A 23,467-nucleotide genomic window follows, 5' to 3' on the forward strand; every position below is an offset into this window, starting at 1 on the left:
CGAGTCACCACAATCTCGTTGAACCATTAGGAATCGAACAACGTTATTCTGGGCTATGGCGCACATCGCGGTCTTCCTCATGCCTGAGCGCGGACATGTCCTGCCCGCGCTCGGGCTGATCGCCGAGCTGGTGCGCCGAGGCCATCGGGTGAGCTGCCCGGTCACCGCGCGGTTCGCCCCCGCCGTCGCGGAGTGCGGCGCGACCGCGATCGACTACGAGTCGACGCTTCCCGGCGAGTTGCCGGAGTCGCTCTACGACGCCGCGCGGCTCGCGCTCACCGAGGCCGAGTCGGCGTTGCCACAGCTGGAGGACAGGTTCCGCGACGACCGGCCGGACGTCATCGCCTGGGACATCGCGGCCTGGTCCGGCGGGGTCATCGCGCACCGCCTGGACGTGCCGAACGTGCTGCTGGAAGTCCTCCTGACCAGCAACGAGCACTGGTCGCTCGGCACCGTGGTGGTGCCGCCGCGCCGGTTCGACCCGGCCGCGATCAGGTTCTTCACCAGGGTGCACGGCTTCGTCGGCAGCTCGCTGCCGGAGTTCGTCTCGGGCGCGCGCCGCCGGATCGCGTTGTTCCCGAGGGAGTTCCAGCCGCAGGGCCACACGTTCGACGAGCGCTTCGCCTTCACCGGCCCGTGCCTGACCGAACGCGCTTTCCAGGGCACGTGGACACCGCCGCCCGACAGGCCGGTCGTGCTCGCGACGACCGGTACGCAGATCTGCGCGGACGCGGCCCGCGGAATGCCGTGGCACCTGGTCACGAAAGGCAAGGTCCTCAGTCCCGCGATGAACGTCGAAACGCACGAGGAAGTGCCGCAACTGGCCGTCCTGGAACACGCCGACGTGTTCATCACGCGTGGCGGCATGGGCGGCGTGATGGAGGCGCTGCACCACGGCGTCCCGATGATCGTCGTGCCGCACATGACCGACCAGCGGCTGCACGGCCAGCGCGTCGAGGAACTCGGGCTCGGTGTGCTGCTCGACACGGTGACCGTGGAGGGGGTGCGCTCGTTGGTGAGTCAACTGACGTCGGATTCCGCGATCTCTGCGCGGGTGAAGGACATGCGGCGCATGATTCACCAGGCGGGCGGCAGCGCGGCTGCCGCGGACGTCGTCGAGGAGGAACTGGCGCGGTGAGACGGATCTGGGACGACGCGGTCCGCACGCTCGGTGGCGCACCGGACGTGGGCGATCTGATGGAGCGCTACGCCGAGCCGCATCGGACCTACCACAACACCTTCCACGTGATGTCCGTCGTCCGCGACTCGTCGGCGCTGGCCGACGCGTTCGCGTTCACCGTGGAGGAGCGCTCGATCCTCGCGCTGGCGGCCTGCGCGCACGACGTGATCTACGACGGCAAGCCCGGTGAGGACGAACGCGCGTCGGCCGCCTGGGCACGGGAACGCCTGGCCGGCGTGGAGGAAGAGCACATCGCGCGGGTGGAGTCGTTGGTGCTGGCCACGATCACGCACTCGTCCAGCGACCCGCTGGCGCACGTGCTGCTCGACGCCGACCTGGCCATCCTCGGCTCGGAACCGGAGCACTACGAGCGCTACAGCCAGGCCGTGCGCCAGGAGTACTCGCAGTACGACGACCCGACCTGGCGCGCCGGTCGCAGCCGCGTGGTGAAGACGTTGCTCGACCGCGAGGTGCTGTTCGTGACCGAGCCCGCGCGGCAGTTGTGGGACGCCGCCGCGCGGACCAACCTGGCGCGCGAGCTTCAGTCCCTGGGGTAGAGGACCTTCTTCGCGGTCGTGAAGCGCTTCACCGTCTCCGGGATCGGTTCGACGCCGATGCCCGGTCCGGCCGGCACGTGCATGAAGCCGTCCTGGAGCTCGAACGGTTCGGTGAGGTCCTCGGCGAAGTACCGGCGGGACGCGGACACATCGCCGGGCAGCACGAACCCGGGCAACGCGGCCAGCGCCAGGTTCGGCCCGCGCCCGATGCCGGTCTCGAGCATTCCGCCGCACCACACCGGAATCCCGTGCGCCACTGCGACGTCGTGGATCCGGCGTGCCTCCAGGTAGCCGCCGACCCGCGCGGGCTTGACGTTGATCACCCGGCACGCGTCGAGCGCGATGGCCGTCGCCGCGTCCCTGGCGGAGGTGATCGACTCGTCCAGGCAGATCGGCGTGCGGATCCGTTGCGCGAGCAGCGAATGCCCGCGGATTTCGTCCTCGTCGAGCGGCTGTTCCATCAGCAGCAGGCCGAACTCGTCCAGCTTTCGCAGGTGTTCGGCGTCGGCCAGCGCGTAGGCGGTGTTCGCGTCGACCTGCAACAGGATGTCGCCGAACCGTTCGCGCACGGCCCGCACCGGTTCGACGTCCCAGCCCGGCTCGATCTTGAGCTTGATCCGCGCGTAGCCCTCGGCCAGGTAGCCCTCGACGTCGCTGATCAGCTCTGGGATCGAGTTCTTGATCCCGACCGACACCCCGGCGGGCACCCTCGTGGCCGTGGCGCCGAGGAACGTGCCGATGGACATCCCGAACGACCGGAGCTCGGCGTCCAGGATCGCGGTCTCCAGCGCGGCCTTGGCGAGCTTGTGACCCTTGATCGCCTCGGTCCTGGGCGCGACCTCCGCGGCCGTGATCTCGGGTGTCACCCGCGGCACGAGGTGGTGCTCCAGCACCAGTTCCGCGGCGCCGACGAACTCCGAGCAGTACAGCGGTTCCGGGTCGGCGGCGAACTCCGACCAGCCCTCCGCCTCGTCCGTGACGACGCGCAGCAGGAACGTGTCCTTGGTCGTCATCGTCCCGAACGACGTGCGGAACGGCGACACCAGCGGAATCGCGACGTGCAGCAGCTCGATCCGTTCGATCTTCATCGGCGCTCCAGCTCGTACCAGCCCTCGCGGGACATCGACGTGGCGACGTAACCCCGCTCGAAGGCGTCGACGAACACCCCGCGCACCGCCTCCCGCCACTGCCGGGCCAACTCGGCGGACTCCTTGCGCACCTGCACGACGTCGCGCGGCACCCGGCACCAGATCCGTTCGCCGTCCGTGCGCGCCAACGGTTCCCCGTCAGGTGCGGTCTCGACGACCTCGCCGGCGGGCACCGACTCGTGCGGCTCGCGGGACTCGGTGAGGTCCCAGCGCACGGTCAGCCGATCGGTCTCGTCGCCGTCGTTCACGCCGTCGCGCATCGGCCCGTAGAAGTCCACTGTGTACTCGGTGACGATCGCCCCGAGCTTGACCAGGTTGAACCGGGCGTTGCGCGACACCAGCGGGTCGTAGGTCCAGCGCATCGACTTCGCGCCGAGCCCGACCGCCCAGTCCTTCTGCGCGAGCTTCAACGGATGCCCGACGCCGGTCCGCGCGGCCGCGATCATCGAGTACACCGAGCCGTCCGGGCAGAAGAGGCCCGTCGTGGCGCCGATCAGCTCGTCGCCGTCGAACGCCCCGATCGTCGCGCCGCCCGCGTGCCGGACGCAGTGCAGCGTCTCCGAGGACAGCACGTCCTCGGTGGTGTCCCAGACCTCGGCGTAGTACCTGGCGGCGCGGGCGATGCCGGCGACGTCACTGATCACCTGGAACCGCAAGGCGAGCCTTCCTGACGCTGTACCCGAAGTAGATGACGAACCCGAGGACCATCCAGCCGAGGAACGCGATCCACGTGTCCAGCCCGAGGCTGAACATCATGTAGACGCAGAACCCCAGGCCCACCAACGGCGTCACGGGCGAGAACGGCACCCGGAAGGTGCGCTTGCGGTCCGGTTCGGTGCGCCGCAGGATGATCACCGCGATGTTGACCAGCGCGAACGCGAACAGCGTGCCGATGCTCGTCGCGTCGGCCAGCGACCCCAGCGGCACCAGCGCGGCCAGCACACCGATGAACAGGCCGACGACGACCGTGTTCACGAACGGCACCCCCGTCTTCGGGCTCAGCCTCGCGAAGATCGACGGCACCAACCCGTCCCGCGACATGGCGTACAGGATGCGCGTCTGTCCATAAAGAACGGTCAGCACCACGGAAGTAGTGGCGACCACCGCACCGATCGACAGCAGGATCGGCCAGATCGCGCCGTCGACGTTGTCGGTCAGCACCCGGCTCAGCGCGGCCTCCGTGCCCTCGAACGTCTGCCACGGCATGGCACCCACGGCGGCCAGGGCGACCGCGCAGTACAGCGCGGTGATCACGACCAGCGAGATGATGATCGCGCGCGGCAGGTCGCGCTGCGGGTTCTTGGCCTCCTCACCGGCGGTCGACGCGGCGTCGAACCCGATGTAGGAGAAGAACAACGTGGCCGCGCCGGCGCTCATCCCGGCCAGTCCCAACGGGAACAGCGGCTGCAGGTTGCCGGCCTTCAACGCGGTGAACGCGACGGCGCAGAACATCAGCAGCGCGCCGATCTTCACCCACACCAGGATCGTGTTCGTGCGCGCACTGCCCTTGGAGCCACCGAGCAGCACCAGCATCGCGATGACCACGATCGCCACGGCCGGAATGTTGACGACCCCGCCCGCACCCGGCGGCTGGCTCAGCACGTCCGGAATCCGCAGTCCCGTCACGAGGTGCAGCAACTCGTTGACGTACTGCCCCCACCCGACCGCGACCGCCGCGACCGAGACCCCGTACTCCAGCACCAGACACCAGCCGCAGACCCAGGCGACGATCTCGCCGAGCGTCGCGTAGGTGTAGGAGTACGACGAGCCGGACGCGGGGATCAGGCCCGCGAGTTCGGCGTACGACAGCGCGGAGAACAACGCGGTGATGCCGGCCAGCACGAACGACAACACGATGGCGGGCCCGGCGAGCGGCACCGCCTCTCCCAGCACGACGAAGATGCCGGTGCCGAGCGTGGCTCCGATGCTGATCATCGTGAGGTGCCCGACGCCCATGGTGCGCTTGAGCTCGCTGCCAGGATGAGTCAGCTGGTCGATCGGCTTGCGCCGCAACACCCGCGCCCCGATGCGCTGTTCGTTGCTCATCAGGTCACCGTAACGCCCAGCCAGGTGGCTATCGGCCACCAACAGGGCGGAACGTACGGCGATATGTGTCCGGAGGCACACCCACGGTCCGGTGGAAGTGCCGGCGCAACGTCGTGGCGGTGCCCATCCCGGACGCCTCCGCGATCTGGTCCACGCTGTCGTCCGTCATCTCCAGCAACTCCTGCGCGCGCCGGATCCGCTGGGTGTGCAGCCACTGCAACGGCGTGGTGCCCGTCACGGCCCGGAAGAGCCGAGCGAGGTGCCGCGAACTCATGCTGGCCTGCCGCGCCATGTCCTCCACAGTGATCATCTGGTCGAACCGCGCCGACACCCAGTCGAACAACTCGGTGAGCGGATGCCCTTCCCCCGACGGCACCGGCGCGAGCACGAACTGCGCCTGCCCACCGTCCCGATGCGGCGGCACGACCAGCCGGCGCGCCGCCGTGTTGGCCGTCGCGGCGCCGTGGTCGTTGCGAATCACATGCAGGCTCAGGTCGATCGCCGCCGCCTTGCCCGCGCTCGTCAGCACCTGCCCGTTGTCGACGTACAGCACGTCCGGATCGACCTCGACCCGCGGATACCGCCTGGCCAGTTCGTCGGTGTGTCCCCAGTGCGTCGTGGCCCGAAGCCCGTCGAGCACCCCGGCCTCCGCCAGCACGAACGCCCCCGTGCACAACGAGACGATCCGCGCCCCTTTGTCGTGAGCGGCTTTGACAGCCTCAACGAGCGCGGGGGCGAGCGGCTCGTCCACGTCCTCAATGGCGGGCACGACCACCGTGTCCGCACTCCGCACCCCATCGAGCGGCAGGTCGGGCTCCACCGTGAACTTGCCGAGACGAACCGGCCCGTCCGCACAGATCCGCACCTCGTAGCCGAGCTGCGGGGCGGTGAAGATCTCGTACGTGGCGGTCAGCTCGAAGTGCAGCATCCCGCTCGTCGCAGCAAACGCCAGCATGTCCGAAACTGTACGCATCGTGTCGTTCCAGACACTAGCCCCCACCCACCCCCCAGGACTTGAATGGTCCACATGGGACACAAGATCGCGGTCTACGGCGCGTCGGGCCACACGGGACGATTCGTCCTGGCAGAACTGGAAAAGCGCGGCCACACCCCGCTCCCGTTCGGCCGCGCCCAGGCCACGGCCGACAACCCCGATGCTCTCGACCGCGCCCTGTCCGGTGCCGACGCCGTGATCAACACGGCGGGCCCGTTCGCGACGACCGCCCTCCCACTGCTCGCCGCCGCCGAACGCGCCGGCATCCCGTACGTCGACGTGGCGGCGGAGATCGAGGCGAACGCCGACACGTTCGCCCGCGGCGCCTCGATCCCGGCGGTCCCCGCGATGGCCTTCTTCGGCGGCCTGGCCGACCTCCTGATCACCACCGCGATGGCCGGCTGGACCACGGCGGACGAGGCGCACATCGCCTACGGCCTGAGCGGCTGGCAGCCCACCGCAGGCACCATCACCGCAGGTCAGGTCTCCAGAGACCGACGTGAAGGCCACCGAGTCCGGTTCCGCGACGGCGAACTCCAGTACCACCAGGATGCCCCGCGCCCACCTCTGAAGTGGGAGTTCCCCGACGGCGAGCGCGAGGTCATCGCCGAGTTCTCGATGGCCGACATCGTCACGGTCCCCAGCCACCTGAAAATCCAGTCGGTGACCAGCTACATGTCAACGGAAGCGGCCACCGGCCTCCAAGCAGCAGAAGCCCGACAGACCCCGGAGACCTTCGAGGTGGACGTCCGCGTCCGCAGGGCCGGTGAGGAACGCCGCCTGACCGCTTCCGGCAAGGACATCTACGCCGTGAGCGCCCCTCTGGCCGTAGAAGCAGCAGAACGCCTGCTGACCAACCGCTTCAACGTCACCGGCGTCGCCTCAGCAGGCGCGATGTTCAATGCCCCGGACTTCCTGAACGCACTGTCCGACGTCATTCAGACCAGGGACTGTTCTTGATGACGTCCACGAAGTCCGTGCGCCGGAACGAGGGATCGAAGTGCGCGAGCACGTCGTCGTTCATCGTCCCGTACGTCGTGTCGGGCCGATGGGCCATCCCGTCGTAGAACGCCCGCAGAATCCGATTCTTGAAGTCGGGCCGAGGATGCGCGGCCACCACCTCCGCCCGCTGCTCGGCGCTCAACTCGTCCAGCCCAAGCCCGAGCACGTCGGTCTTCACCCCCAGCGCGACCGCGAAGACTTCGGGCGACAGGTGTTCCGGCACCTCGGGAGTCGTGTGCAGCGCAATCGCCAGCCACACGTTGCGCGCGTCCGCCTCAGACCGCCCGTGCTCCAACAGGAACGTCCGCGCGACCTCAGCACCGTCGATCTCAAAGCGCCGATCCTCAGTCGCGTGAGCAGTCGTCAGCCCAAGATCGTGGAACAGCCCACCCACGTAGGCCAGCTCCAAATCGACGTCCAACCCGCGCGCGGCAGCCTTCAGCGCTCCCCACAGGAACACCCGCCGCGAGTGGTGGAACAGTGTGTCGTCCGCGGCCTCGCGCACCAACGACGTGGCCGCCCGAACCAGATCCGTATCGGGAACAACAACCCCAGCAACAACTTCTGACATGCCCCAATGGTCAGCTCGGCACCTTCAGCCGCCCACTGTCAATCAGGACCGCCACCCCACAGATGTGGACATGCGCGCCCGGTACTCGCTGGGCGACACCCCGAGCCGGGCCACGAACACCCGCCGCATCGTCTCGGAACTCCCGAACCCGGCCTGCCGAGCGGCCTGCGCCACCCCAAGACCAGCGTCCAACAGCGCCTTCGCGTGATCCAGCCGAACCTGCTCCACAAACCGCGCGGGCGTGGTGTCCAACTCACTGACGAACATCCGCGCCAGGTGCCGGGCACTCACACCGACCCGTGCCGCCAGATTCCCGGCGCTGTGGTCCAACGCAGGCTGAGCCGACACGAGGTCCACCACCTCCCGCAACACCGGCGTGCTGGGCCGCCGAACCTCCAACGGCGCCGAGAACTGCGACTGCCCGCCAGGTCGCTGCATGAACATCACCAAGCTACGAGCGACAGTCCGAGCCAGATCAGCCCCGTAGTCCCGCTCGACCAACGCCAACGCCAGATCCATCCCCGCAGACACCCCGGCAGACGTGAAGACCCCGCCGTCCTCCACGAAGATCGCGTCGGCCAGCACCTCGACGTCCGGATACCCGCGAGCCAGCCGCCCAGCCTGCTTCCAGTGCGTGGTGGCCCGCCGCCCGCTCAGCACCCCAGCCGCAGCCAGCGCGAACGACCCCGTGCAGATCGAAACAAGCCGCCGAACCCGAGGCGCCAACTCACGAATCGCGGCAACCAACTCAACGGGCACGGGAAGCCGCCCCAAAGCCTCGCCCCCGGACACGATGACGGTGTCAGCCTCGGCAACGTCACCCGCCACCCCGTCCACCGGCAGCCGAATCCCGACAGACGTCGTGACCGCCTCCCCGGACGGCGACACGTAGCGAATCGAGTAGTCGGCACCGGCCAGATTGGCCTCGGCGAACACCTCGGCGGGCCCGGTGACGTCCAGCATCTTCATGCCGTCGAAAACGACGAAGACAACCTTCCGCCCCACCACCCCTCCCAACGCCCTGACCTGCGGATTCCAGAACTCCTGCAAGCCCAGCCACGTACCGTCCCCACGTACACGAAAGCACGGAGGGAACCTCGGATGCGGATCTTCACCCGGCTGGGCATCACCCTGCTGGCCATCGCGGCACTGGCAACGACGACGGCGAGCGTGGCCTCAGCCACCACCGATTTCACGGTGACCAACACCTACTACGTAGACGGCAACCAGTAAACCCACGCCAGCGACGCACCCGCCCTCGGACAACGAAAACACGGAGCGACTCACATGCGGATCTTCACCCGGCTAGGCGTGACCCTGCTGGCCATGGCAGCTCTGGCGACGACCACGGCAGGCGTGGCCTCGGCGGCGCCAACCGGCTACGCGGTGAACGTCTTCCACAGCTCGGGCGTGCTGGCCGCCAGCGGCAACGGCAACCTGGCCTGGTCCACGTCCCGCCGAACGGTGACCGTGACCACCCCGTCGCTGGGCATCTCAGCCGGCGAGTGGGCAGACGTGGAACTGACGGGCCACCAGGGCAACAAGACGGTCACCAAGCCGAAGTGGGCTCAGGGAGACCGCCGGAACAAGAGCTCCGCGGTCGTACAAATGGGCACGTTCTCCCTGACCACGACCACTCCGGGCGGAATCGAGTTCGTCCGAATCACAGTCCGCGACATCGACCACCAAATCGTCCGCACAGTCGACTGCTACTACTACGAGCCCTACTGCCCCTAACAACACCCAACACCCCAACCAGCGCCCCATGATGGGCCGCCGAGGTGCGAAGCACGAGGCGGCCGGGGGTCCGGGGGCTTGCCCCCGGCGTGGGGGTCTGGGGGCTCGGCCCCCAGAAGACGCCCGAGAACGAGAAACGGTGAGTGCTGTCCACGAACAGCACTCACCGATCGAGTGGAGGTGCCGGGAATCGAACCCGGGTCCTGTGCCGGTTCATCAGGGCTTCTCCGTGTGCAGTCCGCTGTGTCTCTGCTTGACCCCACCTGTCACGCGAACGAGCAGGTGTGACGGGCCCAGTCGCTGTGAGTTTCCCGAACAGTCTCCGCGACCGAGACTGCAGGTAAGCCCTCTAGCTGATGCCGGGAACTAGGCCGAAGGCACTCCTAGGCCGACAACCGCTAGCTCCGCTGTCAGGCAGCGAGAGCGTACGCGGTGCGCTTGTCGTTAGACGTGGCGCTTATTGGTTTGCGATGACGCTTAACGGTGGTCTCTCGCCTGCACCGACACGCTTCCCCTGAATCAACGTCCACAGTCGAAACCGTTCACCCCCTGGTAGTGGTTGCACCTAGCATAACGACTGGGGCCAACGAGTTCTTCCCGAGGCAGGTAGGGCTGTCCCCACCTCCGACCGGATAGCTAGCCAGATGGTCTCTGACCAGCGGGAACGACACCATGGACGTCATGAGGAAACCGAACGCGCTCGCAGCCGGGTTCTACCTGCTGACCAACCTGGTGACCGGCATCTTCTGGTTCACCCTCCTGGTCGTGCTGACGGTGGTCGGGTTCGCCACAGCGATCGTCTGGGTGGGCATCCCGCTGCTGTGGCTCGCGATGAACGTCGTGCGGGGTGGCGCGACGTTGGAGCGGTCGTGGGTCAGGGCGGCGCTGCGCACTGACATCCCCAGCCCGTACCGCGAGCCGGCGACGGGCACGTTGTGGCAGCGCTGGAAGGCGCAGTTCACCGATCCGGCGACCTGGCGCGACTACGGCTACCTGTTGCTCCTCCTGCCGGTCGGCATCGTGGAGTTCGCGACCGTGCTCGCGATGTGGGTCGCGGTGGCGGCGTTCATAGCGGTGCCGTTCTGGATCGGCGAGGCGCCGTTCGCGGTGATCGTCGGCGAGTTCTGGACGATCGACTCGTTCGTGTCGGCGTTGCCGGTCTCGCTGATCGGGCTGGCGTTGATCCCGTTCGCCGTTCTCGGCACCAGGGCGCTCGGCACGGTGCACGGCAAGTTCGCGCGGGGCATGCTCGGTCCGACGCGGGCCGACGCGCTGGCGATCGAGGCGGAGCGGCTGTCGTCGAGCCGGGCCCGCGGGGTGGAGGCGGCCGAGGCGGAGCGCCGGCGCATCGAACGCGACCTGCACGACGGCGCGCAGCAGCGGCTCGTGGCCGTGGCGATGGGGCTGGGCCGGGCGAAGTCCAAAATGGACTCCGATCCGGAGGGTGCCGCGGAGCTCATCGCGGAGGCGCACGCGGACGCGAAGCTCGCGATCAAGGAACTGCGGGACCTGGCGCGGGGCATCTACCCGTCGGTCCTGGGTGACCGGGGGCTCGACGCCGCCTTGTCCGCGCTCGCCGCCCGTGTGCCGATCGAGGTCGAGCTGCAGGTCGACGTGGAGCCGCGGCCGCCGACGTCGGTGGAGAGCGCCGCGTACTTCACCGTCGGCGAGGCGCTCACGAACATCACCAAGCACTCCAACGGCACCAGGGCGACCGTGCGGGTCAACAGGGTGGACACCGGGGTGCTGGTCGAGGTCACCGACAACGGTCAGGGTGGCGCGGAGCTGAAGCCGGGCGGCGGACTCGCCGGGCTCGCGGACCGTGCCGCCACGATCGACGGTGTGGTTGTCGTCGTCAGCCCCGTTGGTGGGCCGACCGTTATTCGAGCGGAGTTGCCGTGCGCGTGGTGATCGCCGAGGACTCGGTGCTGCTGAGGGAGGGCGTGCAACGCCTGCTCGCCGATGAGGGCATCGAGACCGTCGCGGCGGTGGAGAACGGCGACATGCTGCTCGACGCCGTGACCGAGCACAGGCCGGATCTGTGCGTGGTGGACGTGCGGATGCCGCCGACGTTCACCGACGAGGGGCTGCGGGCCGCCATCGAGTGCCGCCGCCGCTATCCGGGGCTGCCGGTGCTGGTGCTGTCGCAGTACGTCGAGGAGCGTTACGCCGTGGAACTCCTCGCGGGCGGTGCCAGCGGTGTCGGATATCTGCTCAAGGAACGGGTGGCGGACGTGAAGGAGTTCGTCGACGCGGTGCGGAGGGTCGCCGACGGCGGCACGAGCATCGACCACGAGGTGATCACGCAGCTCATGGTGCGCAGCAAGAAGAGCCCCGTCGACTCGTTGACGCCCCGCGAACGCGAGGTGCTCGGGCTGATGGCTCAGGGACTGTCCAACACGGCCATCGCCAACACGCTCGTGGTGTCCGACGGCGCCGTCGAGAAGCACGTCGGCAACATCTTCGCGAAGCTCGGCCTGGAGCCGTCGAACTCCGAGCACCGCCGCGTGCGCGCCGTGCTCGCCTATCTCGACAGCTGAAGCAGTCGGACGCCGTTGTCGTGCAGGATCGCCTGCTCGGCGGCGGCGTCCAGGCCCCACGACCTGATGGCGTCGATCTGCACCTCGTAGGGGTACGGGATGTTCGGGAAGTCGGTGCCCAGCACCACCCGGTCCACCAGCCCCGCGATCCGGGAACGCCAGTCGGCCGGCAACGGCGTCATCTGCTCGGTGAACGGAACGCCCACCATCGTGGTGTCGACGTGCACGTTCGGATAGCGCTCGACCAGGTCCAACGCGCCTGAGTAGTCCGGCATCCCCGCGTGCGCGACGACCGCCGTCAGCCGCGGGTGCTTCTTCAGCACCTCCTCGAACACGCCGAGCCCGGTGAACTCGCCCGGCATCGGCCCGTCGCCGCAGTGCACCACGACCGGCACGCCGGCCTCCGCGAGCTGGCCCCAGACGCCGTCCAGCAGCGCGTCACGAGGGTCGTAGCCGCCGACCTGGACGTGCGACTTGAAGCACCGTGCGCCAGCCTCCAGGGCCTTGCGCACGTACGCCTCCGCGCCCGGTTCCGCGTAGAACGTGCCCGTCGGCACCGCCTCGGGAACCCGCGCCGCGAAGTCGGCGACCCACTCGTTCAGCCACTGCGCCATCCCCGGCTTGTGCGGGTAGAGCAGGGGTGCGAACGCGACGACGCCCAGCTCCCGCAGTGCGGTGAGCCGGGCGTTCTCGTCAGTGCGGTACCAGATGCTCCAGTCGACACCGGATTCGCGGACGCGGTCGAAGTACGCCCAGACCTTGTCCAGGACGTTCTGCGGCATGAAGTGGACGTGGACGTCCACCAACGCCATCAGTACCGGCCCTTCAACGCCCGTCCGTGCGCCTTCGCGATCTCGCGGTTCGCGTCGCGCTTCGCCAGGTCCTGGCGCTTGTCGTAGGACTTCTTGCCCTTCGCCAGCGCGATCTCGACCTTGACGTAGCCGTCCTTGAAGTACATCTGCAGCGGCACGAGCGACAGACCGGACTCCTTGGTCTTGCCGATCAGCCGCTCGATCTCGCTTTTGTGCAGCAGGAGCTTGCGCTTGCGCCGGACCTCGTGGTTCGTCCAGGTGCCCGCGACGTACTCCGGGATGTGCAGCGCGTGCAGCCAGATCTCGCCGTCGTCGACCTGGGCGAAGGCGTCCACCAGGGACGCCCGTCCCATGCGCAGGCTCTTCACCTCGGTGCCGACGAGCTGAATGCCCGCCTCGTAGGTGTCCAGAATGGACCAGTCGTGCCGAGCCTTGCGGTTCGACGCGATGACCTTCTGCCCGCGTTCCTTGACCATGACGACCAGTTTAGGTGCTCGGCAAAATTCTTAAAGCCGCACGTAGAGGCGGAGTGTCACGTAGCCGGTGGTCGCCGAGATGACGACCGCGACGAGGAACAGCCAGGGCGACACGATCAGGATGTCCAGGTACCCGATCGGCGGGATGATGCCCGACTCGGTGAGGTTCCTGGTGATCCGGTCGAGGAAGAACGCCTTGAACAGCACCAGACCGCCGACCGCGGTGACCGAGCCGATGATGCCCGCGACGACCGCCTCGATGAGGAACGGCAACTGCGTGTACCACCGCGTCGCGCCCACCAGTCGCATGATGCCGACCTCGACGCGGCGGGTGAACGCCGACACCTGGATGGTGTTCGAGATCAGCAGCAGCGCGGCGAACGCCTGGATGAGCGCGAGGATCAGGGCGACGTCGCGCATGCCGTTGAGGCCCTCGAAGAACCGCTCCAGGAACTTGCCCTGGTCGTCGACGCCCTTCACACCGGGCTTGCCCTCGAAGGCCTGCTTGATGACGTCGGTGCGCTCCGGGTCCTCGAGCTTCACGCGGAACGTCGCCGGGATGGCTTCCGGCCGCGCGAGCTTGAGCAGCTCCGGCTGCGCCTCGAAGATCTTCTTGAAGCGCTCGAAGCCCTCGTCGCGGTTCTGGTACACGACGGACTCGACACCCGAGGTCTGGTCCAGGGCGGAACGCAGGCCCGCGCACGGCTGCTGGGTGCAGTCCTTGTCGTTGGCGCTGACGTCGTTGGTCAGCAGCACGGAGACCTCGAGCTTGCCCGCGTAGTTGGCCTGCATCTTGTCGACCATGCGGACGACGAGCAGACCACCGCCGAGCAGCCCGAGCGAGATGGCGGTCGTGAGGATCATCGCGATCGTCATCGTGACGTTCCGGCGAAGTCCGGTGATGACCTCGCTGAACACGAAGCTGGTACGCATCGGGGGCGGGGTTCCTTGGGGTTCGGGGGCTTAGGGACGCTTAACGGCCAACGCCGTAAACGCCGCGCGCGTCATCACGGACGACCTTGCCGTACGCGAGCTCCACCACTCGGCGGCGCATCGAGTCGACGATGCCGTGGTCGTGGGTCGCCATGATGACGGTCGTGCCGGTGCGGTTGATCCGCTCCAGCAGCAACATGATGTCCTGGCTCGTGTCGGGGTCCAGGTTTCCGGTCGGCTCGTCGGCGATCAGCACCAGCGGGCGGTTCACGAACGCACGGGCGATCGCGACGCGCTGCTGCTCACCACCGGACAGCTCGGTCGGGAACCTGTCCTCCTTGCCGTCGAGGCCCACCAGCTGCAGCACCTCCGGCACCACCTTGACGATGGTGTTGCGGGGCTTGCCGATGACCTCGAGCGCGAACGCGACGTTCTCGGCGACCGTCTTCGTGGGCAGAAGGCGGAAGTCCTGGAACACGCAGCCGATGGACTGACGCAGGCGGGGGACCCTGCGCCGCGACATCTTGGCGACGTCGAAGTTGGAGACGTAGACGCGTCCCCTGGTCGGCACCTCTTCGCGCAGCAGCAGACGCAGGAACGTCGACTTGCCGGACCCGGAAGGCCCGATCAGGAAGACGAACTCGCCCTTCTCCATCTCGACGGACACGTCGTCGAGCGCAGGACGCGTGGAGGTCTTGTAGACCTTGGAAACGTGTTCGAGACGAATCACGAGGCGCGAGTCTACTCATGGCCGGGGTAAAGCCCCCGTTCCGGTTAACTTCCGCACCGGAACGGCCGGTCAGTCCCACCAGTGGAACAGGGCCTGACCGGTGTTTTCAGGCTTCCAGTAGGCCAGATCGCGTACCGACACGTGCGGGTGATCCGGGTGACTGAACGGTCGCTCCGCGTCGTCCTTGGACAACACGGTGAAGCCCGCGAACCGCCTGACCACGGCGGCGAGTTCCGGCTCGTCGACGAAGGCCAGAGACCAGTCCGCGCGCACGTCGAACGGCTCGGTCAGCACGACCGAGCCGTCGTCACGCGAACAGAGCATCGCGACGGTGCGGTCGCGGTAGGTGATGAGGGCCTGGTGGAAGTTCGGAGTCACGTCTTCGGCGGGCGTGAACGCCGACAGCCGCCCACCGGTTCGGCGGGCGGCTTCGTGGACCAGGCTCTTGAACTCGCTTACGCCTGCTGGGACTGCTTGCGCCACCGGATGCCGGCCTCGAGGAAGTCGTCGATCTCACCGTCGAGCACGGCGGACGGGTTGCCGACCTCGTGGTTGTTCCGCAGGTCCTTGACCATCTGGTACGGGTGCAGCACGTAGGAGCGCATCTGGTTGCCCCAGCTGGAGCCGGAGTCCTTCAGCGCGTCCATCTTGGCCTGCTCCTCCTGCCTGCGGCGTTCGAGGAGCTTGGCCTGCAGGACGTTCATGGCCGTGGCCTTGTTCTGCAGCTGCGAGCGCTCGTTCTGGCAGGACACCACGATGCCGGTCGGGATGTGCGTGAGGCGCACCGCCGAGTCCGTCGTGTTGACGCCCTGGCCACCGGGGCCGGACGAGCGGTAGACGTCGACGCGCAGGTCCTTCTCGTCGATCTCGACGTGGTCGGTCTGCTCGACGACGGGCACGACCTCGACGCCGGCGAACGACGTCTGGCGGCGGCCCTGGTTGTCGAACGGCGAAATGCGCACGAGACGGTGCGTGCCCTGCTCGACGCTCAGCGTGCCGTAGGCGTACGGGGCGCTGATGCGGAAGGTGGCGGACTTGATGCCCGCTTCTTCGGCGTAGGACGTGTCGAACACGTCGACGCCGTAGTTGTGCCGCTCAGCCCAGCGGGAGTACATGCGCAACAGCATCTCGGCGAAGTCCGCGGCGTCGACGCCACCGGCCTCGGCGCGGATGGTGATCAGCGCGTTGCGCTCGTCGTACTCGCCGGACAGCAGCGTGCGCACTTCCAGGCTCGCGATCTCGTCGCGGAGCTTGGCCCGGTCGTTGTCCGCGTCGGCCGCCGCCTCCGCGTCCTCTGCCTCTTCGGCGAGTTCGTAGAGCAGCGGCAGGTCGTCGAGACGCGAACGCAGGCCGGTCACGCGCCGCAGCTCACCCTGCTTGTGCGAGAGCGCGCTGGTGACCTTCTGCGCCTTCTCCTGGTCGTCCCAGAGGTCGGGGCGGGTCGCCTGCGCCTCCAGGTCCGCGACAGCGGCGCGCAACGCATCGAGGTCCAGCACCGCCTCGATGCTCGAAAGAGTGGCGGAGAGGTCCTTGATGTCTGCTTCGACGTCCGGGTTCACGCAAAAAGATTACGCCAGCACCGGCCGCCGTACGCGACCGGTGCTCACTGGCGCTCTCTTGTTACGCGGTGGGGATCGCGTCGAGCAGCTTGAGAACGGCCTTGGCGTGAGCGAGACCGAACTCGGCCACCGCCTTGGCGTAGGGGTCCTCCGCCGTCTTGGCGGCGCTCTTCGCGCTCTCCTGTTCCTGACCGTACGTCGAACGCGCGGTCGTGATCAGGGATTCACGCTGCTTCGCGGTCAGCGAACCGGCGTGCACCAGACGAAGGATGAGCGGGCTGCGCAGGTGGTCCGGGCCAGGCTCGGACAGCAGCCAGTTCTTGAAGGCCTTCTTGCCCGCGGCCGTCAGCACGTACTGCTGACTGGACCGCGGTCCCTGCTTGCCGAGGCGCAGCAGGCCTTGGTCAGCCAGCGCGGGCAGCTCGCGGTACACCTGGGAGCGGGTCACGCTGAAGAACGCGCCGAAGCGGTCTCCTGCCTCCGCCACCAACTGGCCACCGGTCTTGGGTCCGTCGTGCAGCAGCCCGAGCAGGGCGGCTGCGGTCGCATTCAGGTCTGACACAACGACAACGTTCCCACGTCTGGGGGAAGCTGTCCACAATGGTCAGCCGTTCTGTCCACAGTGGCTGATCACCGGGCTAGTCTGATGGGCCATGCGGAGCAACGAAAAGTCTCGCTGAGTAAGCGGCAGTTTTCAGACCTCACGCGTTTGGCCGCTTGACCGTCCGTGTCCATCCCGGATGGAAAAGTCCTTTCGCAGAAACGAAAGTCCCCCACTCTCACTCGATCGGCGGTACGAGCTCACCGGCCGAAGCCACCCGAATGGACGGTCGGGGTGCAACGTCGCACGACCCGGTGATGTAGGCGCAGACCCCTTTCCCAGGCCCGCCGTTGCGGGAAAATGATCATTGCCAGGCAGCGGTGCGAGACGACGGAGGTCGGGGACCCATGAAGAACCTGAACTTGAAGTGGCTGGACCACAAGAAGGTGGCGGCGCACACGAGGGCGTGGGTGACGGGGGGCATCCCGGAGCAGGCCGGCAAGGACGAGTGCATGGTGTGCGGCAAACAGATCCGCAAGCACCGCACCGTCAACGGTGAAGGCCGCATCTGCTCCAGCATGCTGTGCGCCCAGTACTGGGCGGAGAACATGACCTGAACGACCCCACCTGGACGACCTGCAGGGTCCGGGGGCGAGCCCCCGGACCGGGGACACCGAGCACAATACGAAGAAGGCCCGATTCGCGATCTCCGCGAATCGGGCCTTCTTACCTTTGTAGCGGGGACAGGATTTGAACCTGCGACCTCTGGGTTATGAGCCCAGCGAGCTACCGAGCTGCTCCACCCCGCGCCGCTTCTTGCTTGTCTTGCTGTTGTAAGTAGAACTATACACCCTCTGAGAACCCGTTTTTACCACCCCCCACTAACCGCCATTTCCGCAGGTCAACCACTGTTCGCCGCCGACACCGCGTCAACTGGGCGACCTACGGGGGTCTGAGGGCTTGCCCCCAGGGTGGGGTCTGGGGGCAAGCCCCCAATGTAAATGCGAAAAAACCCTGTTCGCGATCTCCGCGAACAGGGCTCTTCCAACTTTGTAGCGGGGACAGGATTTGAACCTGCGACCTCTGGGTTATGAGCCCAGCGAGCTACCGAGCTGCTCCACCCCGCGTCGGTATGAATAGAACCTTACGCGGAGGGAGCAGCTAAAAGCAAATCGGTAGGTCAGCCGGACGGTGTGGGGCTCGGCACAACCGACGACTGGCCCGTCGGCGGTGTCGCGGCACCGGTGTTGTACTGCTTGAACCTCTTCGTGGCGTCGTCCAGCTTCGCGTACGCCTGGCCGAGCTCGGTGAAGTTGCTGTTCTGCTGGGCCCTCTTGATGTCGGCCAGCGCCGCGTCGATGTCGTTGACCGCCTTCTGCAGCTCAGGGCTCAGTGCCCCGTTGGTCGGCGGCGTGGTCGACGGCGGCGTGGAGGTCTGGCCGTTGCCGGTGTTGTTGTCGCTCGGCGGCGGCACGACCGCGCCGGCACCGCTGAGGACCTGGTCCAGCGCCTCGTTCAACGTGGACGCGTAGCCGACCCGGTCGCCGTACCAGACGAGCACCTTGGACAGCTGCGGGTACGACGTGTTGTTCGACGCGCGCTCGATGTAGACGGGTTCGACGTAGAGCAGCGCTCCGCCCACGGGAAGCGTGAGCAGGTTGCCGTAGACGACGGTCGTCTTCTGCTGGGTCAGCAGGTTGAGCTCGCGGCTGACGTTGTCCGACGTGAGGAACTGCGTCTGGATCTGTTGCGGACCCTTGGCGTCCTGGCTGAGCTGCAACACGCTGATCTTGCCGTAGTTGTCCGGGTCGGATCCGACCGAGACGTGGGCCGCCATGAACTCGCGGTTCTCCCGCACGAGCGGGCTGGTCAGCTGGAAGCGGACCTTGCTCGGGTCGCTCGGGTCACCGGCGAGGACGTAGAACGGCGGCTGGGCGTCCCTGCGCTTGCTCGCCGCGTCGCGCTGGGCGTCGGCCGTCGTGACGTTGTCGATCGTCGGGTCCTGCGGCGGCGCCCAGTAGGCGACACCGGAGTAGAAGTCCGACGGCGACGAGACGTGGTACTTCGACAGGATCTGCCGCTGCACCTTGAACAGGTCCTCGGGGTAGCGGAAGTGCTGGCGCAGCTCGTTCGAGATCTCGCTGCCGGGCTTCACCGTGTTCGGGAAGACGCCCATCCACGCCTTGAGGACCGGGTCCTTGTCGTCGATCTGGTACAGGTTCACCGAGCCGTCGTAGGCGTCCACAGTGGCCTTGACCGAGTTGCGGATGTAGTTGACGGGCTTGTTGACCTGCGAGATGACGACGCCGTCCGCGGTGAGCGAGTCGTTCGTCGCGTCACCGAGCTGGGTGCGCTGCGCGTACGGGTAGTTCTCCAGCGTGGTGTATCCGTCGACGATCCACGTGATGCGGCCGTTGACGACGGCCGGGTACGGGTCGCTGTCCACCGTGAGCCACGGGGCGACGGCCTGCACGCGGTCGCGCGGGGTGCGCTTGAAGAGGATCTTCGAGTCGTCCGCGATCGACTGGTTGAAGAGGATGTTGCGCTCGCCGTAGTAGGCCGCGAAGGCGAGCTTGTCGAACAGGCCGCCGATCGGGACGCCACCGGTGCCGGTGTAGGTGTAGGACTTGGCGTCCGTGTCGTACTCCGCCGCCGAACCGGCCGGCCGGCCGCCGACGATCGAGTAGTCGTTCTGGCCGAACAGCTCGCCGTAGTAGGTGCGCGGCTGGTCGACCCTGATGCCGTTCTGCACGTTGCCGACGTCGCCGTTGGACTTGACCTCACCGGTCTTGAAGTCCGGGTAGCCGCCGTTGGACTCGTCGGCGACCGCGTTCACCTTGTTCGCCTCGGCGTAGACGAAGCCGTTGCCGTGCGTGTAGATGAGGTGCTGGTTGATCCAGTCGCGCTGACCCTGCGGCAGGCTGTCGAGCTTCAGCTCGCGCACCGCGACGATGTAGTCGCGCAGCTTCCCGTCCACTGTGTACCGGTCGACGTCGAGCTTGTTCGGGAAGCCGTAGAACGGCCGCAGCTGCTGGAACTGCGTGAAGGTGCGCGACAGGACCGCCGGGTCGAGCAGGCGGATGTTGCCGAGCGTCGCCGCGTCGTTGGTCTTGACCTGGTCGTTGCTGACGTTCTGCTTGCCCTCGTAGGGCTTCGTCTCGACCTTGTCGTCGGTCAGCCCGAACGACTGCCGTGTCGCCGCGATGTTGCGGGTGATCGACTCGGCTTCCTTCTGGATGGCGTTCGGCTTGACCGAGAACTGCTCCAGCACCGCGGGCCACGCCGCGCCGACGAGCACGCTCGACAGCACCAGCAGGACGGTCGCGATGGCGGGCAGCTGCACGTTGCGCATGAACGCGCCCGCGAAGAACGCGACGGCGCAGAACACCGCGATGCACAGCAGGATCAGCTTGGCGGGCAGCACCGCGTTGAGGTCGGTGTAGCTCGCACCGACGAACTTCTCGTTCTCGTGCAGCAGCAGCGTGTACCGGTCGAAGAAGTACGCGACCGCCTTCAGCAGCACGAACGTGCCGGCGACGAGCGCCAGGTGCAGCCGCGCGGGGCCGGAGAGCTGACCGCCGCGACCGGCCAGCCGGATGCCGCCGAACAGGTAGTGCGCGATCACCGCGCCGATGAACGACACCGCGACCGTGATGAACAGCCACGACAGCAGCCACTCGTAGAACGGCAACTGGAACGCGTAGAAGCCGATGTCGTGCCCGAACTGGGGGTCGGTCACGCCGAACGGCTGGGAGTTCAGGAACAGCTGGATCTGCTGCCAGTCGTCCTGCGCCGACGCGCCCGCGATCAGCCCGACGAACACCGGGATGCCGATCGCGAACAGACGCATCCGCCGCATCACGACGGTCCGGTAGCGCGCCACCGGGTCGTCCGGTCCGGACACCGGCACGAACACCGGCCGGGCCCGGTAGGCGAGGTAGAGGTTGAGCGCGACGATGCCGCCGACGACGGCGCCGGCGGCCACGAAGAGCGCCAGCCGGGTGAGGAGCACCGTGCTGTAGACGTCGCGGAATTTCACCTCGCCGAACCACAGCCAGTTCACGTAGGTGTCGAGCAGCCGCGATCCCGTGATGAGACCGAACAGGAGCACAACACCTACGATGAGCAGTATTCGGCTGCGCCGGGACAGTTTCGGCAGTCCGACCGGAGGCCGTGTGGCCACGAGGCACGCTCCTGGATCGCGGTATTTCGTTACGTACGTTTAGTCCAACTCTACGGACGACGCCCTGGGTTCCCGTGAAGCCCGCAGTCTTACGATGACACGCGTGTCAGCGAGTGAAACGCCAGCGGTCATCCTCCCGACGGTCGCCCGCGAGGTTGAGGAGTTCGTAGCGGCAGGCGGCTGGGAGCAGCCTCCGCAACTCTTCGCCCTCGTGGCCACCTCAGACCTGATCGACCAGCAGCCGGAGCTGCGCAGCCAGCTCGACCCGGAGTCGAGCCCGCTGACCCCGATCGCCCAGGACGCCCTGGACGGCGACCTGGCCGACGCGCTCGCGGGCATCGAATGGCCCCCGGCCGTCACCGGCTGCGCCCTGGCCCAGGAGATCGTCGTGCTGCCCCCGGAGGCGGAGACGGAACTGAGCCACGGCGACCTGGACGACGAGGCGGCCCGCCAGTTCGCGGCCGCGCACCCGGCGCGGCGCGAGGCCCGCCTGGTGGCGGTGGTGCTGCGCGACGGCTCGGTCTCCTGCCTGCTGCGGCTGCGCGGCACGGTCGAGGTGCCAGAGGAGGTCGTCGAGCACCCCGAGCTGGCGCCCAACCTCACCGACGCCCTGCTCGCCACGCTGCGGCCCTAGTCGTCACGTCCCCAGGCTGGCACAACCCCGGCGCGTGCTCGCGCCGGGGTTGATCTCGTTGCCCGGTGTTCGCGGCAAGCGGACAGCGATTTCCCGGTGGCAACGGCACGAGACGGCTGCCTACGGTCCCGGTATGACCGTCGACCTCTGGGCAACGATGCGCACCCCGATCTCCCTCGAGGAGCTCGTCACGGGTGCGCGCGACACCATGGGGCGGCTTCTCGGAATCGACGACCCGCCCGCCGTCCACGTCTTCGCGGACCCGCAGTGGGGCGATGCCGGACTCGTGTACGCCGGCCGTCGCCTCGACTCGGCCGAACAGCACTCCCTGACGGTCGCGGAGCACGACCGGGACGCGCCCGCCGAGCTGCCGAGCCGCCGCTGGTTCCGCTTCGCCACCTCGGCGGAAGGCGGTGCGGTGGCGGTCGCGTTCGACCACGTCGAACCGTCCTTCAGTCCTGAGCGGACCTGCGCCGGCGTCGTGGTCGCGACCGCGCTCGCCCTCACCGCCGCCGAGCGGGGCGGCGGTGAGTTCGTCGACATCAACATCTTCATGCTGCAGCCGCCGGAGCCCTCGCCGCAGCGCGTGGTCGAGCTGACGAGGCTGCCCGACCGCGGCCCCGACTTCGGGCCGCGGTGCGAGCGGTACCTGCGCCAGTTCGCCGGCCTGGACGGGTGGCCTCCGGCCGTGCTGACCTGATCAGGTCAGCAGCTCGGCGTGTCCTTGCCGGAGTTGAGCGCCTCCAGCGACGACACGGCGTCCGAGAGGTTCTCGACCTTGATCAGCTTGAGGTCCGCCGGCGCCTGCTGCTTCGCGTCCGTGCAGTTGGCGGCGGGCACGAGGAACGCCTGCGCGCCCGCCTCCTTCGCGGCGACCATCTTGAACGCGATGCCGCCGATGGGCTTCACCGTGCCGTCGCCCGCGATCTCGCCGGTGCCCGCGATGGCCTTGCCGCCGTTGAGCTCGCCCGGCGTCAGCTTGTCGACGATCGCCAGCGCGAAGATCAGGCCGGCAGAGGGGCCGCCGACGTCGGAGAGGCTGATCTTGATTTTGAACGGCACGTCGGCGCGGTCGACCGGCGAGATGCCGATGAAGCCGGCGGGGCGGCCGTCGTCGCGGGTGCCGAGGGTGAGCTGGGTCGACTGGGAGGTGCCGTCCTTCTCGAACGCCACCTCGATGCGGTCGCCCGGCTTGGTGTTCTCCAGGGCGCTGCTGACGTCGGCGGCGCTCTGCACCTGCTTGCCGTTGACCGAGATGATGCGGGCGCCGAGCGGGATGATGTTCTCCGCGGGGCTGCCCTTGGTGACCTGGTTCGCGATCACCATGCCCGGATACTTGAGGTAGTGCAGCGCGGCGACCTCGGCGGAGGTCTGCGACTCGCTGAACGCGAGCTCGTTGTTCTTCTGCACCTCCTCCTCCGACTCGCCGGGCTTGAAGAACTCCTCGCGCGGCGCCAGGGCGTAGCGGCCCGACAGCCACAGGCCCAGTGCGCCGAACAGCGAGACGTCGTCGGTGAGCGAGACCGTCGTCATGCGCAGGGTTCCCTTGGTGGGGAACGTGTCCTGGCCGTCCACCGAGACGACGTCGGTGTCCTTGACCTTGCCGAGCACGTCGTAGGTGGGGCCGGGGCCCAGCGCGACGTACGGGACTCTGGCGAAACCGCCGAGCAGTCCGAGCGCCGCCACCACTAGGAAGCTGACGATCAGCGTCCACGTCCGGCGGGTCAGTCCGCGTTCCCTCGGCGGGAGCGCTGGTGGGGGTGCGGTCGTGACGGTTTCACTCACGGCTGAACAGCGTACGACCATGTCTATCCGCGTACGGTA

25 protein-coding genes, 2 tRNA genes and 1 other RNA gene are annotated in these 23,467 nt (G+C 67.8%); 10 read left to right on the forward strand and 18 right to left on the reverse strand.

Features of this window, described 5'->3' with window-relative positions:
- Positions 1-55: 55 nt before the first annotated feature.
- Positions 56-1,138 carry a macrolide family glycosyltransferase gene (locus ACIQF0_RS34585; protein WP_401036687.1) on the forward strand — a complete coding sequence of 361 codons (1,083 nt, stop codon included), beginning with the start codon at positions 56-58 and terminating at the stop codon, positions 1,136-1,138.
- The gene (locus ACIQF0_RS34590) at positions 1,135-1,737 is read left to right on the forward strand and encodes a hypothetical protein (protein ID WP_401036689.1); all 603 of its coding nucleotides are present in this window, start codon (positions 1,135-1,137) and stop codon (positions 1,735-1,737) included. Before ACIQF0_RS34585 ends, ACIQF0_RS34590 begins: the two co-directional genes overlap by 4 nt.
- On the opposite strand, the gene menC is transcribed toward ACIQF0_RS34590, so the two are convergent.
- The 4 genes from menC to ACIQF0_RS34610 are packed head-to-tail and all read right to left on the reverse strand — an operon-like array spanning position 1,722 to position 5,886.
- Positions 1,722-2,825 carry an o-succinylbenzoate synthase gene (gene menC / locus ACIQF0_RS34595; protein ID WP_401036692.1) on the reverse strand — a complete coding sequence of 368 codons (1,104 nt, stop codon included), beginning with the start codon at positions 2,823-2,825 and terminating at the stop codon, positions 1,722-1,724. The two genes, ACIQF0_RS34590 and menC, sit on opposite strands and share 16 nt — an antisense overlap.
- On the reverse strand, positions 2,822-3,541 hold the full coding sequence (locus ACIQF0_RS34600; RefSeq protein WP_401036695.1) for a hypothetical protein: 720 nt from the start codon (positions 3,539-3,541) through the stop codon (positions 2,822-2,824). Before ACIQF0_RS34600 ends, menC begins: the two co-directional genes overlap by 4 nt.
- On the reverse strand, positions 3,519-4,931 hold the full coding sequence (locus ACIQF0_RS34605) for an amino acid permease (RefSeq protein WP_360039687.1): 1,413 nt from the start codon (positions 4,929-4,931) through the stop codon (positions 3,519-3,521). Before ACIQF0_RS34605 ends, ACIQF0_RS34600 begins: the two co-directional genes overlap by 23 nt.
- A gap of 28 nt (positions 4,932-4,959) precedes the next feature.
- Complete coding sequence (locus ACIQF0_RS34610) at positions 4,960-5,886, reverse strand: GlxA family transcriptional regulator (protein ID WP_401036698.1); 927 nt, start codon at positions 5,884-5,886, stop codon at positions 4,960-4,962.
- 72 nt (positions 5,887-5,958) lie between these two features.
- Here ACIQF0_RS34610 and ACIQF0_RS34615 point away from each other — a divergent pair, with 72 nt between their 5' ends.
- A complete protein-coding gene (locus tag ACIQF0_RS34615; protein ID WP_401036700.1) occupies positions 5,959-6,885 on the forward strand; it encodes a saccharopine dehydrogenase NADP-binding domain-containing protein in 927 nt (308 codons plus the stop codon).
- Here the strand turns inward: ACIQF0_RS34615 and ACIQF0_RS34620 are convergent.
- Positions 6,860-7,498: an HD domain-containing protein gene (locus ACIQF0_RS34620; RefSeq protein ID WP_401036703.1), complete on the reverse strand. Its 639-nt coding sequence runs from the start codon at positions 7,496-7,498 to the stop codon at positions 6,860-6,862. The two genes, ACIQF0_RS34615 and ACIQF0_RS34620, sit on opposite strands and share 26 nt — an antisense overlap.
- Before the next feature lie 42 nt (positions 7,499-7,540).
- Positions 7,541-8,503, reverse strand: coding sequence for a GlxA family transcriptional regulator (locus ACIQF0_RS34625; protein ID WP_401036706.1), 963 nt, complete (start codon positions 8,501-8,503; stop codon positions 7,541-7,543).
- Positions 8,504-8,599: 96 nt separating this feature from the next.
- Between ACIQF0_RS34625 and ACIQF0_RS34630 the strand changes: the two genes are divergently transcribed.
- The gene (locus tag ACIQF0_RS34630) at positions 8,600-8,731 is read left to right on the forward strand and encodes a hypothetical protein (RefSeq protein WP_401036708.1); all 132 of its coding nucleotides are present in this window, start codon (positions 8,600-8,602) and stop codon (positions 8,729-8,731) included.
- A gap of 54 nt (positions 8,732-8,785) precedes the next feature.
- Positions 8,786-9,235, forward strand: coding sequence for a hypothetical protein (locus ACIQF0_RS34635; RefSeq protein ID WP_360039673.1), 450 nt, complete (start codon positions 8,786-8,788; stop codon positions 9,233-9,235).
- 172 nt (positions 9,236-9,407) lie between these two features.
- Here the strand turns inward: ACIQF0_RS34635 and ssrA are convergent.
- Positions 9,408-9,785, reverse strand: a transfer-messenger RNA (tmRNA) gene (ssrA, locus tag ACIQF0_RS34640).
- A gap of 122 nt (positions 9,786-9,907) precedes the next feature.
- Between ssrA and ACIQF0_RS34645 the strand changes: the two genes are divergently transcribed.
- The gene (locus ACIQF0_RS34645) at positions 9,908-11,146 is read left to right on the forward strand and encodes a sensor histidine kinase (protein WP_401036711.1); all 1,239 of its coding nucleotides are present in this window, start codon (positions 9,908-9,910) and stop codon (positions 11,144-11,146) included.
- Positions 11,134-11,775 (forward strand): response regulator transcription factor, encoded by a 642-nt coding sequence (locus ACIQF0_RS34650; RefSeq protein WP_360039668.1) that lies wholly within the window; start codon positions 11,134-11,136, stop codon positions 11,773-11,775. Before ACIQF0_RS34645 ends, ACIQF0_RS34650 begins: the two co-directional genes overlap by 13 nt.
- Here the strand turns inward: ACIQF0_RS34650 and ACIQF0_RS34655 are convergent.
- The 7 genes from ACIQF0_RS34655 to ACIQF0_RS34685 all read right to left on the reverse strand — a co-directional run bounded on the left by ACIQF0_RS34655 (position 11,760) and on the right by ACIQF0_RS34685 (position 16,847).
- Positions 11,760-12,587 (reverse strand): amidohydrolase family protein, encoded by an 828-nt coding sequence (locus ACIQF0_RS34655; protein WP_401036714.1) that lies wholly within the window; start codon positions 12,585-12,587, stop codon positions 11,760-11,762. The genes ACIQF0_RS34650 and ACIQF0_RS34655 overlap by 16 nt on opposite strands.
- Positions 12,587-13,063, reverse strand: coding sequence for an SsrA-binding protein SmpB (smpB, locus tag ACIQF0_RS34660; protein WP_093598230.1), 477 nt, complete (start codon positions 13,061-13,063; stop codon positions 12,587-12,589). Before smpB ends, ACIQF0_RS34655 begins: the two co-directional genes overlap by 1 nt.
- 30 nt (positions 13,064-13,093) lie before the next feature.
- Positions 13,094-13,996, reverse strand: coding sequence for a permease-like cell division protein FtsX (ftsX, locus tag ACIQF0_RS34665; protein ID WP_360039663.1), 903 nt, complete (start codon positions 13,994-13,996; stop codon positions 13,094-13,096).
- A 40-nt stretch (positions 13,997-14,036) separates the two neighbouring features.
- Complete coding sequence (gene ftsE / locus ACIQF0_RS34670) at positions 14,037-14,726, reverse strand: cell division ATP-binding protein FtsE (RefSeq protein WP_086666930.1); 690 nt, start codon at positions 14,724-14,726, stop codon at positions 14,037-14,039.
- A gap of 69 nt (positions 14,727-14,795) precedes the next feature.
- A complete protein-coding gene (locus ACIQF0_RS34675) occupies positions 14,796-15,209 on the reverse strand; it encodes a hypothetical protein (protein WP_401036719.1) in 414 nt (137 codons plus the stop codon).
- Positions 15,182-16,285 carry a peptide chain release factor 2 gene (gene prfB, locus ACIQF0_RS34680; RefSeq protein WP_401036721.1) on the reverse strand — a complete coding sequence of 368 codons (1,104 nt, stop codon included), beginning with the start codon at positions 16,283-16,285 and terminating at the stop codon, positions 15,182-15,184. The genes ACIQF0_RS34675 and prfB overlap by 28 nt, the downstream gene beginning before the upstream one ends.
- A gap of 61 nt (positions 16,286-16,346) precedes the next feature.
- Positions 16,347-16,847, reverse strand: a complete 501-nt coding sequence (locus tag ACIQF0_RS34685; RefSeq protein WP_030470382.1) for a PadR family transcriptional regulator — start codon at positions 16,845-16,847, stop codon at positions 16,347-16,349.
- Positions 16,848-17,233: 386 nt separating this feature from the next.
- Here ACIQF0_RS34685 and ACIQF0_RS34690 point away from each other — a divergent pair, with 386 nt between their 5' ends.
- Positions 17,234-17,443 carry a hypothetical protein gene (locus tag ACIQF0_RS34690; protein WP_089922009.1) on the forward strand — a complete coding sequence of 70 codons (210 nt, stop codon included), beginning with the start codon at positions 17,234-17,236 and terminating at the stop codon, positions 17,441-17,443.
- Between the two features lie 118 nt (positions 17,444-17,561).
- Here the strand turns inward: ACIQF0_RS34690 and ACIQF0_RS34695 are convergent.
- The 3 genes from ACIQF0_RS34695 to ACIQF0_RS34705 all read right to left on the reverse strand — a co-directional run bounded on the left by ACIQF0_RS34695 (position 17,562) and on the right by ACIQF0_RS34705 (position 21,009).
- Positions 17,562-17,635: transfer RNA gene (locus tag ACIQF0_RS34695), tRNA-Met, on the reverse strand.
- Between the two features lie 244 nt (positions 17,636-17,879).
- A tRNA-Met gene (locus tag ACIQF0_RS34700) sits at positions 17,880-17,953 on the reverse strand.
- Positions 17,954-18,006: 53 nt separating this feature from the next.
- Entirely contained in the window at positions 18,007-21,009 is a 3,003-nt protein-coding gene (locus tag ACIQF0_RS34705) for a UPF0182 family protein (RefSeq protein ID WP_401036725.1), read from the reverse strand.
- A 94-nt stretch (positions 21,010-21,103) separates the two neighbouring features.
- Here ACIQF0_RS34705 and ACIQF0_RS34710 point away from each other — a divergent pair, with 94 nt between their 5' ends.
- Both ACIQF0_RS34710 and ACIQF0_RS34715 read left to right on the forward strand, forming a co-directional pair.
- Positions 21,104-21,643, forward strand: coding sequence for a PPA1309 family protein (locus ACIQF0_RS34710; protein ID WP_093598216.1), 540 nt, complete (start codon positions 21,104-21,106; stop codon positions 21,641-21,643).
- Positions 21,644-21,776: 133 nt separating this feature from the next.
- Positions 21,777-22,343: a hypothetical protein gene (locus ACIQF0_RS34715; RefSeq protein ID WP_401036728.1), complete on the forward strand. Its 567-nt coding sequence runs from the start codon at positions 21,777-21,779 to the stop codon at positions 22,341-22,343.
- A gap of 5 nt (positions 22,344-22,348) precedes the next feature.
- On the opposite strand, the gene ACIQF0_RS34720 is transcribed toward ACIQF0_RS34715, so the two are convergent.
- Positions 22,349-23,428, reverse strand: a complete 1,080-nt coding sequence (locus tag ACIQF0_RS34720; RefSeq protein ID WP_360039647.1) for a PDZ domain-containing protein — start codon at positions 23,426-23,428, stop codon at positions 22,349-22,351.
- Positions 23,429-23,467: the final 39 nt, after the last annotated feature.

This window comes from Lentzea sp. NPDC092896 (assembly GCF_044754905.1).
Taxonomy (GTDB): domain Bacteria; phylum Actinomycetota; class Actinomycetes; order Mycobacteriales; family Pseudonocardiaceae; genus Lentzea.

Coding starts and splice junctions, on each gene's coding strand:
- ACIQF0_RS34585 (WP_401036687.1), top strand. CDS start 56: ATGGCGCACATCGCGGTCTTCCTCATGCCTGAGCGCGGACATGTCCTG.
- menC (WP_401036692.1), bottom strand. CDS start 2,825: ATGAAGATCGAACGGATCGAGCTGCTGCACGTCGCGATTCCGCTGGTG.
- ACIQF0_RS34605 (WP_360039687.1), bottom strand. CDS start 4,931: ATGAGCAACGAACAGCGCATCGGGGCGCGGGTGTTGCGGCGCAAGCCG.
- ACIQF0_RS34610 (WP_401036698.1), bottom strand. CDS start 5,886: ATGCTGGCGTTTGCTGCGACGAGCGGGATGCTGCACTTCGAGCTGACC.
- ACIQF0_RS34615 (WP_401036700.1), top strand. CDS start 5,959: ATGGGACACAAGATCGCGGTCTACGGCGCGTCGGGCCACACGGGACGA.
- ACIQF0_RS34620 (WP_401036703.1), bottom strand. CDS start 7,498: ATGTCAGAAGTTGTTGCTGGGGTTGTTGTTCCCGATACGGATCTGGTT.
- ACIQF0_RS34630 (WP_401036708.1), top strand. CDS start 8,600: ATGCGGATCTTCACCCGGCTGGGCATCACCCTGCTGGCCATCGCGGCA.
- ACIQF0_RS34635 (WP_360039673.1), top strand. CDS start 8,786: ATGCGGATCTTCACCCGGCTAGGCGTGACCCTGCTGGCCATGGCAGCT.
- ACIQF0_RS34645 (WP_401036711.1), top strand. CDS start 9,908: ATGGACGTCATGAGGAAACCGAACGCGCTCGCAGCCGGGTTCTACCTG.
- ACIQF0_RS34655 (WP_401036714.1), bottom strand. CDS start 12,587: ATGGCGTTGGTGGACGTCCACGTCCACTTCATGCCGCAGAACGTCCTG.
- smpB (WP_093598230.1), bottom strand. CDS start 13,063: ATGGTCAAGGAACGCGGGCAGAAGGTCATCGCGTCGAACCGCAAGGCT.
- ftsX (WP_360039663.1), bottom strand. CDS start 13,996: ATGCGTACCAGCTTCGTGTTCAGCGAGGTCATCACCGGACTTCGCCGG.
- ACIQF0_RS34690 (WP_089922009.1), top strand. CDS start 17,234: ATGAAGAACCTGAACTTGAAGTGGCTGGACCACAAGAAGGTGGCGGCG.
- ACIQF0_RS34710 (WP_093598216.1), top strand. CDS start 21,104: ATGACACGCGTGTCAGCGAGTGAAACGCCAGCGGTCATCCTCCCGACG.
- ACIQF0_RS34715 (WP_401036728.1), top strand. CDS start 21,777: ATGACCGTCGACCTCTGGGCAACGATGCGCACCCCGATCTCCCTCGAG.